Source organism: Algimonas porphyrae (assembly GCF_041429795.1).
Classification (GTDB): domain Bacteria; phylum Pseudomonadota; class Alphaproteobacteria; order Caulobacterales; family Maricaulaceae; genus Litorimonas; species Litorimonas porphyrae.
This window is the reverse complement of record NZ_CP163424.1, coordinates 681,460-695,199: the sequence shown is the minus strand read 5'-3', so window position 1 is coordinate 695,199 and position 13,740 is coordinate 681,460. Positions and strand designations below refer to the sequence as shown.

The window sequence follows — 13,740 nt, the reverse complement described above, 5'->3', positions numbered from 1 at the left end:
GTCTTACGACAGCGCCGCTTTCAGTTCCGCGAACCGTGCCAGAAACAGGTCTTCGGCTTTGACCACAGGTTTCGGATCAATGGTCACATGCAGGCCGTCCGGCGGGGTGATGAAGCACTGATCGGCCTCCGCAACCGTGAAGCCTGCAATCTGGGTCGCTTCAAACCAGGCGCAGATGATGTCGCAGCGCTTGATCTTCTTCTTCAGGGCCGTCGGCGTCGGCGCACTCAGCCCGAAACGACGATTGACGGCATCGTCCAGCCGCGCCTCGACCGCCTTATAGTCGTCGCCCAGCACCGCCTTGAACGGGCTGATCATGTCGCCGACCACATATTCCGCCGCATCATGCAACAGGGCGCTCATCCGGTCATGGGCGGATGTCGCCGGGTAGAGTTGGACGAACAGGTCGAGCACGACGACACTATGCTCGGCGACGGAAAAGGCATGATCGCCCGATGTCTGACCATTCCAGCGTGCAACCCGCGCCAGCCCGCGCGCAATGTCCTCGATTTCGATATCGAGCGGGCTGGGGTCCAGAAGGTCGAGCCTGCGGCCCGACAACATACGCTGCCAGGCGCGGGCCGGGCGGCGGGCGCGCATCGTCTATTGTCCGTAATAGGTCGGCGAGCCGGGCCCGACAGGGAGATCCAGCCCGAACGTCCACAGGACAAAGAAGCCGGTCCATAAGATCAGGAAGAAGAGGGTGTAGGGTAGCATCATGGCGATCAGCCCGCCCACGCCGAGATCCTTGTCGTAACGCAGCGCCCAGGCGAAAATCAGACCGAAATAGCTCATCATCGGGGTGATAATATTGGTCGAGCTATCCCCGATCCGGTAGGCGGCCTGGATCACTTCCGGCGAATAGCCGACCAGCATCAGCATCGGCACGAAGATCGGGGCCGTGACCGCCCACTGCGCCGACGCGGACCCCAGCGACAGGTTGATCAGCGCGCACATCAGGATGAACATGACGAAGACGAGCGGTCCGCTCATGCCGCTATTCTGGATGAACTCTGCGCCCGATACAGCGGTGATCGCACCCAGATTGGTCCAGCCGAAAAAGGCCACAAACTGCGCCGCGAAGAAAACCAGCACGATATAGAGGCCCAGGCTGGCGAGCGCTTCGGACATGGCATCGATGACGTCGCGGTCGGTCTTCATCGTGCCCGTGACGCGGCCATAGGTATAACCCAGCACCATGAAGAAGATCAGAATCCAGACGACGAAGCCGTCGAAGAAGGGACTGTCCATCGGGTCAGGATTGCCCGGTTCGCGTAGCACGCCCCATTCAGGTACGATGGTCAGTGCCATCACGCCGAGCGTGGCCAGCAAGGCAATACCGGTCCAGCGCAGACCCTTTTTCTCGATCGGCGAGACCGGCTCCATCATTGATTTATCAAGGATCGTCTCGTCTGCGCGGGAGCTGTCATATTCGCCCAGTTGCGGCTCCACGATATAGATGGTGACGAGTGAGCCGATCAGCGTGATCAGGAAAGTCGAGGCGACCATGAAGAACCAGTTGGCGGTCGCCAGTACTGTATAGGTCGGATCGATCAGCTGCGCCGCCTCTTCCGTGATCCCGGCCAGCAGCGGATCGATGGTGCCTATCAAGAGGTTTGCGCTATAGCCGCCCGATACGCCCGCAAAGGCTGCCGCCATTCCGGCCAGCGGGTGGCGGTCCAGCGCGTAGAAGATCGCTGCCGCCAGCGGGATCAGCACGACATAGCCGACCTCGGACGCCGTATTGGACACGATACCTGCAAAGACGATGGCGACCGTGACCAGATGTTTGGGCGCGCCCAGCACCATGCTGCGTACGGCGGCTGACAGGAGCCCCGACTTCTCTGCCACGCCGACGCCGATCATCGCGACCAGAACCACGCCAAGCGGCGCAAAGCCCGTGAAATTATCAACCAGATTGACGAAGATACGCCGGAGGCCGTCGCCGTTCAGAAGGCTGACCGCACGGATCATGCCGTCATCGGCAACCCCCGGCGCACCGGCGGGACGCGGATCGACGACCGCCAGACCCATCCAGCCGAAGATGCCGGACAGGACGACGATGCCCGCCGCCAGAATGGCAAATAGTGTCACAGGGTGCGGTAGCAGATTGCCGAGCCATTCGACCCCATCGAGGAAGCGGCTAAACGCGTTGCGCTTGGGCTTTGTCTGTGCGTTCTGATCCGCCATCATGCTCTCCGGGTAAGGTCGCAGCCGCTTAGCGGGACCACAGTAAGAGTCAAAGCCGGGCTTTCAGTTCTGGCGGCATCGACGGCTCGCGCGCGGCATGCAGCGGCAAGCTAAGCTCTCACGCGTCTTCGTAATATCTGCCCATATCGGCGCGGCAGGATATGAGCGCATCCTCGATCGTGTCGAAAAAAACCGACTTGTCGCTAATGAGAGAATAGAGACCGGCCGAATTGTCGGACGCCAGCAATTTGATCGGGACCTGCATCCCGATATCGCTCCATTCGTGATCGAACTGCCTGCCGATCCGGTCGAACAGCATGATAAGGCTGTCTCCCCAGCGATAGCGAAGGTCCCTGAAATCGACCACCAGCGTCTTGGCATCCTCATGCGTCCTCCAGAAGGCGGCGCTGGAGGCGACGAACCGGCCATGTGCTTTGCCGCCCGATCCATCGGGCATGTTTCCGTGAAAACTCATGATCGCCGCGTAACCATCATACTCATGGGAGGGTTGATGGCGATGAAACCGAACGGTCAGACCCGGAGGCGGGGCAAACAGGTTCTGAACCTCATCAAGGCCTTCAAGGGCGGGCAGCGGTTTACGTTTCCAGACTGGCATCGGCTCCATGATACTCGGCCGGCTCATCTTTTTCCGGCAGGACAACCCCACACTTGCCGCCGCGTCCCGCCAATGTCCATCATGCAGATCCCTTAAAACCGATCAACTGACCTCACGCGCCTTTTCGGGGCCTATCAATGCGGATGGCGTCGCCTGCGAAACCCGCAGGCTCAGGACAAGGCGAAATAGAGATAGGCGGTCAGATTGCCGAAACCGTGCAAGGCCCAGCTAGGCCCGATCGATCCGTTCCCGACTTCCTCATTGAGATAGCCCATCATCCAGCCGCCACAGGCCGGAAGAATGAACATGGCCAGGACGACGAATGCGTCGACTGAATCGCCCATGATCAGGACAAAAGGGATAAAATGTGCGGCGGCAAAAATGAGGGCTTGCACCGTATTGCCGACCCACAATCCGAACGCCTTGATCAGGCGCTTGGCGATCAGCCCGCGAAACAGGATTTCTTCGGCCAACGCCGTCTTGAAAAGCGCCATGACCAGAATTGTCAGCAAGACAGTCCCCGTCAGCCCTTGCGACGCAAATTTCGCACCCACCGTCCCCTCCGCCATCACGATCGCCGTCATGGAGGGAATGAGGTAGATCGGGATCGTCACCAACTTGTAGGCGACGCCTATGATCACCGCGATGATCATGGACCGGCGCGTCGGACGGTAGAGACCCAGCCATTGCGTCAGACCCGCCTTTTTGCGCCCGAAGATTCCCCAGAACACAGCGCAAATGATCAAAACGACCATAATCTGAACGACGGTGTTGATGAGTTCCTGAACCAGCATGAAAGCCTCCCGACAGTTTATCTTTGCATAAAGATATTGTTCTCCCTCTTCAAGTCTTTCACATGGGCCTATGGGACAGAGCGATCAGACCGACGGTTCCGACATCGTCGACACCATTGTCGACAGCTTCCGACACGAACGCCCGGATGTGTCATCGTCCGTATTGCGCCTCATCTGCCGGATCATCCTCGCCGGGCGAGTGCTGGAAAATGATGCGGCCATGAGGCTGAAGCCCAGCGGGCTCAGCTATACCGACTTCGACATTCTGGGCATGCTGCGCGTGTCGGGGCCGCCTTATGAACTTCAACCCAACCAGCTCATCGAACGCGTTCATCTCACTTCCGGCGCCCTCGCCATTGCCGTCGGTCGGCTGGAACGGGAAGCCTATGTCGTCCGCAGGCAGGGCACGGAAGACAAGCGAACCCGGTTCGTCAGGCTCACGGACCGGGGGGTAGCCGCCATTGATGAGGCGCTCAGCCGGCGCTTCCAGTCTGCGATGACCGCCCTGTTGCCGATGGGCGAAGACAGGCTGGACGCTCTGTCGGATCAGCTCGATACCATTACGAAGAGGATGTCAGAGACACCACGATAAGCCGTCGATCCGGTCGAACTGCCGCCCCGACAGGGCCTAGAGGACCTGCAGGCCGAGCAGAAAGCCATAGGCGATCAGAAGCTGCCCGCCATAATACAGCGCCCAGAGGAGCGGACCCGTGATTTTCCGAATGCGGGCATCCGCGTCGATCTTGAAGGTTTCCAGCGCCACAAGCACATCTGAGAGAATGAACAGCGCCGCACCGATCGCCACGAAAGACGTTTCCATATCAAGCCTGGCCGCCGTTGCGCCCATCAGGGCGATGACGCCCGTATAGGCGACCACAGGCCAGCGCATCTCTGCAAGCGATGTCCACAGGAAGGCGACGAAGCCGGCGGAAAAGGCGAAAACGGCACAGGCGATCGCGAGCGTCGCAATATTGATTGGCGTGTGAGGCGTCGTCATGAACAGTGCCAGATAGGCGAGATGTCCGGCGAAGAAGGCCAGCAGGCCCGGCAGCAGCCATCTCTTGGGATGGCCCGACATGAAGCCGTCGCCGATGGTTCCGAACGCCAGAGCCGTGACCAGCCATATCGGCCCGCCCAGCGCATAGACCCAGAATGTCAGCAAGCCCGTCGCCGCCACCTTGACCACCGTCTTCAGGACGCTCGGCGGTCGGTAGCACAACAGGGCGCCATATATGACGGACAGGATGATCGAGGCGGACAGGATGTAAATCGGCATAGTATGGACCTGGAAATCAGCGCATCCTGATAATATCTCGATCTACATCAGGCGGACGTCTGATCCCTAGAACGGATCATCCTCTTCCGGCAGGAAAATCTCGCGCTTGCCGCCGCTGCCCGCAGAACTGATCATGCCTTCCTGCTCCATCCGGTCGATCAGATCGGCGGCGCGGTTATAGCCGATCGACAGACGCCGCTGAATGTAGCTGGTCGATGCCTTGCGATCGCGCGCTACGATGGCGACGGCCTGATCGAACAGGGACCCGCCATCCGAGCCACCGCCTGCAAGAGACGCATCGTCCGGTGCTTCCTCGTCCTTCTCTTCCGTGATCGCATCCAGATAGGCGGGCGTTCCTTGGGCGCGCACGAAATTGGCGACACGCTCGACTTCGGAGTCGGAGACGAACGGGCCGTGATAGCGTTTTGGACTGGTATCGCCGGAGAACAGCATGTCGCCTTTGCCGAGCAATTGTTCGCCGCCCATTTCGCCCAGGATGACCCGGCTGTCGATCTTGGAGCCGACCCGGAAACAGACCTTGGTCGGGAAATTGGCCTTGATCGTGCCGGTGATGACATCGGTCGAGGGGCGTTGCGTTGCCAGGATCATGTGAATCCCCGCCGCTCGCGCCATCTGAGCCAGACGCTGAACGGAGCCTTCAATATCCTTCTTGGCGACCATCATCAGGTCCGCCATCTCGTCAATGATGATGACGATATAGGGCATGGGTTCGAACTCGAACTCCTGCGTTTCGAAGACGGGTTCGCCGCTGTCGTGATCAAATCCGGTCTGAACCGTCTTGGACAGGGTTTCGCCGGTGCGTTTGGCCTCGGCCACTTTCTGGTTGAAGGCCTCCATGCCGCGCACATTGACCTGGCTCATCTTGCGGTAACGGTCTTCCATTTCCCGCACCGCCCATTTCAGCGCGACGACGGCCTTTTTCGGTTCCGTCACGACAGGGGCCAGCAGATGCGGCGCGCCGTCATAGACGGAGAGCTCCAGCATCTTCGGATCGATCATGATGAATTTGCACTGATCCGGCGTCAGCTTGTACATCAGCGACAGGATCATCGAATTGACCGCGACCGACTTACCCGAGCCGGTCGTCCCCGCCACCAGCATGTGTGGCATGGACGCCAGATCGGTCACAAACGGCTCCCCGCCAATATCTTCGCCCATGATCAGGGGCAGGCGCGCCTCGCTACTCGCGAAGGCCTCCGATTCCATCATATCGCGCAACCAGACGATTTCGCGTTTCCGGTTGGGCAGTTCGACCCCCAGCGCGTTATGTCCCGGCACGACGGCAATCCGCGCAGATTGCGCGCTCATATTGCGGGCAATGTCTGACGCTAGATTGATCACGCGGGAGCTTTTGACGCCAGGCGCGGGCTCGAATTCGAACAGGGTGACGACGGGTCCGGGCCTGACATCGCCCATAACCCCTTCAACGCCGTAATCGCCCATGACACGGTGCAATTGTTCGGACTGACGGACCAGCATGGTTTCGTCGCGCACCGTGCTGCGCGGTGGCGGCGCTTTCAGCAGATCCGGTGTCGGCAGGACAAAAGCGCTGGCATCGGAAAAATCGAATTCGGGCTGACCCTTTTTCGGATTGGCGACCTTGCGGGCTTTTGATTTGGGCTTTGGCTTAGCTTTCGTGGCAGCAGGCTTCGGTGCGGGCTGCGGCGCAGCTGCGGGTATAGCCGGGGGCGAAGATGCGGCTGCGGGCGCAAAGGCGGCAACGGGCGGCGCCGTGTCCGGAATATCACGCAGACCAACGGGCCCAGCGTCGACATCCTGCACATAGCTTTTGCGGAAGATGCGCACGAGCCACGCACTCAGCGTGTCGATCCCAACCCGTGTATAAGCCCAGACCAGGCCGGCGGCATCGAGAATATCGACCACATCGCGCCGGACCACGCCGAGATGACGCGCCAGACAGACGCCGAAGCCAAGAAAAGTGATCAGAGCGACGATCCCCCCCGAGAGCGGCACACCGACATAATCCAGCCAGCCTTTCATGCCCAGATGCATCAGATCGCCGAACCAGCCGCCGAGACCGGACGCCATCGGCCAACTTTGCGGGATCGGAAAAGCCGACAGGGTCGCCGTGCCGAGCAGCACCGCGCCGATATAGATCAGGGCGCGCCCGGCCCGGTCGCGGCGGGTCTGAACGGGGGCCTTGTGGCGCACGATCCGACGAATACCGCTGATGATCGCCAGAGCGCCGGCCAGAAGACCGCCCCAGCCCAGCGTCTGCATCAGCAGATTGGACAGCCACGCACCCGGGCCGCCCAGCCAGTTGGTCACGGTCCCGACACCCGCCGTATCCGCCGTCGGATCGAAAGGTGAATAGGAAAGTTGCGCCAATAGGATCATCAGACCCAGCGCGATCACGGCGAGCGCGCCGACAGCCCGCTTCCAGGCCGTCGCCTCGGCCTGTGTGACTGCATCCATCATCGCCTGAATCGCTTCGGGCGAATATTCCTCATAGCTTGCGGTGGCGGCAGGCGGTGGCGTCATCGGTGGCATCCAGTTGTTGGATCATCAGGCGGTTGGATTGTCAGGTTAATGAAGTGTGACGGTAAAGCGTGAAGGTCACGTTAAGCCGGGGTGCCCTGCGCTCATGCTTGTGCAAAAAGGCGGGCAGCCGCGCATCAAGGCGGCTTTTCAAGTCATGCGCAGAAGCTTAGGCGGGCGGCATGACTGATCGCGTTGACATCGCCATTATCGGGGCCGGGCTGTCCGGGTTGCTGAGCGCCATTGCGCTGTCAGACAGCGACTATGGACCGGGACAGCGCGTGACGCTGATCGATGCGGGGCCCTTGTATCGCGCGGCCTCGGACGGGCGGGCGACGACACTGACGCCCTCTGCTCTGCGTATGCTGAGCCGGCTGGGTGTGGACTGCCCTGCGGTGACGCCCATTCACGGCATGCGCGTCGGTGAAGGCGAAGCCGATACGCCTTGGCAATTCGAGCTGCCCAGTCGCAGTGATGCACCGCTCGCCATGGTCGTCGAGAATGCGGCGCTGCGGGCGGCCTTGCTGAGCCGGCTCTCAGACACGTCGGTCGAGATCATCGAGCGCACCGGTCTCGACGCGCTGGAGATCGACGGCGATGCCCGGCTGAGCCTGAGCGATGGACGCGTGCTGAAGGCGGCGCTGGTCGTGGCGGCGGATGGGCGCAAAAGCGCCATCCGGCGCATGGCGGGCCTGTCCGTGACGCGGAGCGATTTCCGGCAGCATGCATTGGTTACGACGGTCATCCACGCCGAGCCGCATGAAGGCATCGCCCTGCAACGGTTTCAGCGCGTCGGCGCGATTGCGTCGCTGCCATTGGCTACAACAAAGGCCGGACATCGGTCGCAGATCGTCTGGTCGGACCGCGAGACGGCGATTGCGGCGGCCTGCGCTCTGCCCGAAGCGGCCCTGGTCTCCCTTATCGATGAACGGCTCTGGGGCGCGCTGGAGATCACAGGTCTCGACGCCTCTGTTCAGAGCTACCCGCTGATCGATCAGCGCAGCGAAGCGCTGAGCGCGGAACGGGTCGCCCTGGTCGGGGATGCGGCCCGGGCCGTTCATCCGCTGGCCGGGCAAGGCTTCAATCTGGCCATTCGCGACATTGCCGCGCTGAGCGAAACAGTGCGGGAGGCGGCACAGACCGGGCAGGATATCGGGACGGCCGGGCTGATCGGCTATGCGCGCTGGCGCCGGGTCGATGAAATGCTCCTCGCTGCTGTGACGCAGAGCCTGTCTGCCGCACCGCGCCGCGGGCCGCTAAGCCTGCTGGGTCACGCCCGACGGCTGGCTTTTGCCACGGTCGACGCCGTGCCGGCGCTGCACCCGCTTATCCGGCAGGAAGCCGCGGGCGAGATGGGCGAGCGCCCGCCGCTGCTGCTTTAGGCTGCTTGTGGGGAGGCTGGCCGCACCTGTGCGTCCGCAACCTCGAACCACTGGGCGCGATCGCCGAAATCATCGAACAGGGACCGGTCCGTTCCCGTCATGAACACCTGAAGACCGAGATCGGTCAGTTCTTCGGACAGCGCCTTGCGCCGCACCGCATCCAGATGCGCGGCCACTTCGTCCAGCAACAGGATGGGAGAGCGCGTGACCTGTGCGCGCGCATGAGCCAGGATCAGCCCGATCAGCAGGGCCTTCTGCTCACCCGTCGAACAGAGCGCGGCAGGCATCGCCTTGGCCTGATGAGTGACCGCCACCGCCGATCTGTGCGGCCCCGTCAGCGAGCGGCCGGCGCGACGGTCGAGCGGCCGCGTCTCGGCCAGCAGGTCGCGGAAATCGGACTCCGCATCGTCGAGATAGGTCCCGGCCTGCAGACGGTCTTCGATCGTGCCCGTGACAGCGATCCCGGCCTGCGGGAAAGCGGTCGCGTCGCGTTCGGCGATGGCTTCGCGCAGCCGCTCCACCGTATCGACGCGGGCCCGGGCAATGCGCGCCCCGCACTGGGCCATATCCGTTTCCAGCGCGTCATACCAGGACGCATCCGACACACCGTCGGACAGCAGCCGGTTGCGTTCCGCGCGCGCCTTTTCGTAGCGCAGCGCGGTGACGCCGTGGCTGGCATCGAAGGCCAGCGTCAGCCGATCGAGAAATTTGCGGCGATCGCCTTCCGGGCCGGTGAACAGCCGGTCTTGCGCCGGGGTCAGCCATTGCACGGTCAGCTGTTCGGCCAGTTGCGCGGCGGTGGCGTTGGTCCGGTTGATCCGCACGACCCGGCGGCGCGGCGCGTCCGGTACCTGTCCGACCGACAGAATGGTTTCGTCGCTCAGGGTTGCGGTGATACCCCAGGCCGGGGCGGTGACACCCTCATCGACCCGGGCCAGCGCGTCGATCCCCGCCCCGCGCAACCCCCGGCCGGGCGAGAGTAGCGAGACGGCTTCCATCAGATTGGTCTTACCGGCCCCGTTCGCCCCGAACAGCACGACAGGTCCGGGCATCAGATCCAGATCGAGCCGGTCATAGGACCGAAAATCGGTCAGGCGGAGTTGGGTGAAGGACGCCACCGAAGGGCGTCACATCAGACGCGCAGAGGCATCAGCACGAAGAGCGCGTGCTCGTCATCGGAATCTGTCACCAGAGCAGGCGCGGATGCGCTGTCGAGCATGAAGGTCGCGTCCTGACCTTCGATCTGCCCGGCCACGTCGAGCAGATATTTCGCGTTGAACCCGATCTCGAGGGCTTCGTCGTCATAATTGACGGGCAGGTCTTCATTCGCCTGTCCGCTCTCCGGATTATTGACCGAAAGCGCCAGATTGCTGTCAGTGAGCGACAATTTGACGGAGCGGGATTTCTCCGCAGATATGGTCGCGACCCGGTCCACGGCGGAGGCGAACACCTTATTGTCCAGTACCAGCTGTTTCGTATTGGTGCGCGGGATCACGCGCTCATAATCAGGGAAGGTGCCGTCGATCAGCTTGGACGTCAGCACGACTGTCCCGGTCGTGAAGCGGATCTTGGCGTCGGACACGGCGATCTGAACATCGGCGTCCATCCCGTCGATCAGGCGGCGCAGTTCCGCCACGGTCTTGCGCGGCACGATCACGCCCGGCATGCCGTCGGACCCAGAGGGCAGCGCCCGTTCGGCGAGCGCCAGCCGATGGCCGTCCGTCGCGACGGATCGCAGCAGCCCGTCCCGCGCATGCAGGTAGATGCCGTTGAGATAGTAGCGCGTTTCTTCCGTGGAGATCGCAAAGCGTGTCTTGTCGATCAGGCGCGACAGTTCTGAGGCCGGCAGGGTAAATTCATGCGTAAACCCGTCCGCCGTCATTTTCGGGAAGTCGCCGGGTGGCAGTAGTGGCAGGGTGAAGTGGGCCGGACCCGCATCCACATCCAGCCGGTCATTATCGGAAATGGTCAGTTGCACCTGCGCGCCGTCCGGCAATTTGCGGACGATATCATAAAGCGTATGGGCGGGCGCGGTGACTTGTCCCGGCGCATCGACACCGGCTTCGACCGACTCAGAGACTTCGATGTCCAGATCGGTCGCCACCAGGGTCAGGCGGCCATTCTCCCCGCCCAGCAGGACGTTGGACAGGATCGGGATGGTGTTGCGACGCTCCACGACAGACTGGACATGGGACAGCCCCGTCAGGAGCGCACTGCGTTCAAGGGTGAGTTTCATGGACGGCTCGGGCGGAAAAAGGAAAATTCAGTGGACCGAACATAGCGCAAATTACGGCGAAGGGAAGCGCAGGTTGGGGATGAAATACCGCCCCGCCAATGGACCGCACCGCGGACGTGTTCAGCCGTCGGTGACAGTCGGGCGAATGAAATGGCGCGTCAGCTGGATATGGACCGGGCTCACGGCCAGCGAAATGGCGATGACGGAGAGCGACAGCTGATAACCGACCCCGGTGATCAGGCCAGTGCTTGCGCCCATCGCCGCCAGGACGAAGCTGAACTCGCCCGGCTGGGCCAGCAGCGCACCTGCATAGATGGACCGCCGCAGATCATATCCGGCCAGCCGGTAGATCAGCGTGTTGAAGACCATGCTGGACAGAAGGACGGCGATCACCAGCCCGGCAATGGGCAGCGCCCGGTCGATAACGAATTGAAGATCGATCAGCAGACCCACGGAGACGAAGAAGAGCCCCAGAAAGACGGTCCGGAAGGCGGAGAGCGCTTCCGACACCCATTGCGTAGCCTTGGCCGCACCCACGATCAGCCCTCCGGCAAAGGCGCCGATCGCCGTCGACAGGCCAAGCTGCGAGCTGAACCAGCCGAGCCCGAAACAGAGCGTCAGCGCCCCGAAAACCTGCAATTCGGACGCGTTGGCAAGACTGCGGGAAAAGGGGAGCTTGACGGTCTTGCCGCGCGCGATCCAGACGATCAGCGCGATGAATAGCCCTGCCGCGAGAACTTGCGCGCCCAGTGCGGACGGCGTCAGCATATCGGCATCGCTGACCAGAAAACCCAGACCGATGATCATGGCGATGGCGGCAATATCCTGCACGATCAGAACGCCGATCGTATCCTGTCCGAACGGTGTCGCCACCTCGCCGTGACTTTCCAATATCTTCAGAACGATCGCCGTGCTCGAGAGCGAAATGACAAAGCCCAGCAGCAGGGCCCGCGCAAACCCCCATTCGAAAATGGCAGCGATCGCGAAACTCAGACAGACACTGGCCACGATCTGCAGCAGGGTCCCCGCAATGGAGACCCGCCACCCCTTGATGAGGCGCAGAGGCTGGGTTTCCATCCCGACGAAGAACAGCAGCAGCGTCACGCCCAGAGAGCCGAGCTGCTGAACCGGTTCCCCATTCTGGATCAGACCGATGCCGGACTGCCCCAGCAGAATACCGGCGACGATATAGGCGATCACATGCGGCTGCCTGAACAGGTTCAGGATCAGGCCGGTCGCGAAGATCACCGCCAGGGCAAGCGCCGTCGGCCCGAGAAAGGGATCGATCGTCATCCGGCCTGCATCTGTGCGGACGCCTGCGCGGCGGCCCGAAGGACGAGCCCCGTAATATCCGCTTCGATGGCGGACGCTTTCGAAACGGCACAGAAGACTGTCACGGTGAAGCGGATCTTGCCGAGCTCGCTCGTATCCAGACTGACCTGCGCCTCACGCGAGGGGATTTCCTTCTGCAGGCGCTGGCGGACCATCGACCAGTAGCGTTCCGCCGTCTGATCGGTCTCCGGGCACAGCTCTGGCAGGCGGTCGCGCACTTGGGCGACAATCGGGGTCGGGTCGATACCGGGTTCGACTGTCACCCTGAAGCGGTGATGCAGATAGCGCTTGCGGTAGGATTCATTAAAGACGGTCTGCGTGAGGAAAATGGAATTCGGTACCACCAATATGCGGCCCGTATAGTCGTTGCGTCCGCCATCGCCGTCCAGTTCCTGAAGCCGCGTGCTGAGAATCCCTTCGGTCAGCACCTCCCCTCTCAGCCCGTGCACTTCGATCCAGTCGCCGACCGAAAAGGCCGAGGACGTGGCGCGGTAGAGCGCGCCCATGACGCAGAGGAGATATTCCTTCGTCGCGATCACCAGCGCGACGGCGAAGGCGGTCAGGGACAGGGCGAAGGTCGATAGCTGCGGCGACCAGATATAGATCAACCCGAGCAGACCCAGCAGGAAGGATGAATTCTGGACGATCGACAGCCAGCGGCGGCGATTATCCGACAGGGTCGGCGTCCGCCCCTTGATGATCCGCACAATCACGATCCGGATCAACAGGACGACGACGAACAGGAAGAACGTGTTGACCACGCTCTCATTGTTCAGCCAGTTCAGATCCTCGATATTCATGCCGCCCGCTATCGCGAAATCGCCGCCAAGGAAAGTCCCGCATTGACTGCGGATACGTCGCGGAACCTGGCGCAGGGATGGGGGATGACGGAGGTCTGTCGGCGTCATGTGATCCAGTCATACGACACGCGGCAACGACCTCGGCACCGCTTATCCCGGCGCAAACCGGGATCCAGTTGCGATGTCGCACGCACAATCGAAGCCAGCCTGGGCCCCGGCTTGCGCCGGGATAGGCGGGACTGGGGATATGGACGAAAGGAATCCCCGACACGTCCTGTTCCCGATGCGATGCCATCCCCGATTCTGACATCCGAACGTCTTTTGCCGTTCTGCACGTCGCTATTTTCAATCCCTCGGATTAAAAATCACAGACGCTTCATATCCCCCCTTTCACCCGCCACCTTAAACTCGCCTTCTTCCGTCACGGACACGAGGTGGGGCATAACCCTCGGTGTGGCGGATCGGTGTGAGGGCTGCGACCAGGATGCGAACGAACGTGTTCGCGATCGGGTAAAGCCGGGAGGTCCGCCCCGTGAAGGTGGATCATCCGGGTCACAGCGGGATCGGTGGCGGATTTATGCTATCTGCCGACGC

General features: G+C 62.0%; 12 protein-coding genes. 2 read left to right on the top strand and 10 right to left on the bottom strand.

The window, feature by feature from the left end:
- Positions 1 to 3: 3 nt before the first annotated feature.
- The 4 genes from AB6B39_RS03390 to AB6B39_RS03375 form a co-directional block, all read right to left on the bottom strand.
- Complete coding sequence (locus tag AB6B39_RS03390; protein ID WP_284371817.1) at positions 4 to 600, bottom strand: HD domain-containing protein; 597 nt, start codon at positions 598 to 600, stop codon at positions 4 to 6.
- Positions 601 to 603: 3 nt separating this feature from the next.
- The gene (locus tag AB6B39_RS03385) at positions 604 to 2,190 is read right to left on the bottom strand and encodes an AbgT family transporter (RefSeq protein WP_284371815.1); all 1,587 of its coding nucleotides are present in this window, start codon (positions 2,188 to 2,190) and stop codon (positions 604 to 606) included.
- 118 nt (positions 2,191 to 2,308) lie between these two features.
- Complete coding sequence (locus tag AB6B39_RS03380; RefSeq protein ID WP_284371813.1) at positions 2,309 to 2,833, bottom strand: hypothetical protein; 525 nt, start codon at positions 2,831 to 2,833, stop codon at positions 2,309 to 2,311.
- 143 nt (positions 2,834 to 2,976) lie between these two features.
- Positions 2,977 to 3,600 (bottom strand): CPBP family intramembrane glutamic endopeptidase, encoded by a 624-nt coding sequence (locus tag AB6B39_RS03375; protein ID WP_284371812.1) that lies wholly within the window; start codon positions 3,598 to 3,600, stop codon positions 2,977 to 2,979.
- 70 nt (positions 3,601 to 3,670) lie between these two features.
- Between AB6B39_RS03375 and AB6B39_RS03370 the strand changes: the two genes are divergently transcribed.
- Positions 3,671 to 4,192, top strand: a complete 522-nt coding sequence (locus AB6B39_RS03370) for a MarR family winged helix-turn-helix transcriptional regulator (protein ID WP_284371811.1) — start codon at positions 3,671 to 3,673, stop codon at positions 4,190 to 4,192.
- Positions 4,193 to 4,228: 36 nt separating this feature from the next.
- Here the strand turns inward: AB6B39_RS03370 and AB6B39_RS03365 are convergent, their stop codons facing one another.
- The gene (locus AB6B39_RS03365; protein ID WP_284371809.1) at positions 4,229 to 4,876 is read right to left on the bottom strand and encodes a lysoplasmalogenase; all 648 of its coding nucleotides are present in this window, start codon (positions 4,874 to 4,876) and stop codon (positions 4,229 to 4,231) included.
- 66 nt (positions 4,877 to 4,942) lie between these two features.
- Positions 4,943 to 7,399 (bottom strand): DNA translocase FtsK, encoded by a 2,457-nt coding sequence (locus AB6B39_RS03360; RefSeq protein WP_284371807.1) that lies wholly within the window; start codon positions 7,397 to 7,399, stop codon positions 4,943 to 4,945.
- A gap of 179 nt (positions 7,400 to 7,578) precedes the next feature.
- Here AB6B39_RS03360 and AB6B39_RS03355 point away from each other — a divergent pair, with 179 nt between their 5' ends.
- On the top strand, positions 7,579 to 8,778 hold the full coding sequence (locus AB6B39_RS03355) for an FAD-dependent monooxygenase (RefSeq protein ID WP_284371805.1): 1,200 nt from the start codon (positions 7,579 to 7,581) through the stop codon (positions 8,776 to 8,778).
- On the opposite strand, the gene recF is transcribed toward AB6B39_RS03355, so the two are convergent.
- From recF to AB6B39_RS03335, 4 genes are all read right to left on the bottom strand, one after another.
- Positions 8,775 to 9,896, bottom strand: coding sequence for a DNA replication/repair protein RecF (recF, locus tag AB6B39_RS03350; protein ID WP_284371802.1), 1,122 nt, complete (start codon positions 9,894 to 9,896; stop codon positions 8,775 to 8,777). The genes AB6B39_RS03355 and recF overlap by 4 nt on opposite strands.
- A 14-nt stretch (positions 9,897 to 9,910) precedes the next feature.
- Positions 9,911 to 11,014, bottom strand: a complete 1,104-nt coding sequence (dnaN, locus tag AB6B39_RS03345; RefSeq protein WP_284371799.1) for a DNA polymerase III subunit beta — start codon at positions 11,012 to 11,014, stop codon at positions 9,911 to 9,913.
- Positions 11,015 to 11,134: 120 nt separating this feature from the next.
- Positions 11,135 to 12,307 carry a cation:proton antiporter gene (locus AB6B39_RS03340; protein WP_284371797.1) on the bottom strand — a complete coding sequence of 391 codons (1,173 nt, stop codon included), beginning with the start codon at positions 12,305 to 12,307 and terminating at the stop codon, positions 11,135 to 11,137.
- Positions 12,304 to 13,146: a mechanosensitive ion channel family protein gene (locus AB6B39_RS03335; RefSeq protein WP_371398690.1), complete on the bottom strand. Its 843-nt coding sequence runs from the start codon at positions 13,144 to 13,146 to the stop codon at positions 12,304 to 12,306. The genes AB6B39_RS03340 and AB6B39_RS03335 overlap by 4 nt, the downstream gene beginning before the upstream one ends.
- Positions 13,147 to 13,740 lie beyond the last annotated feature (594 nt).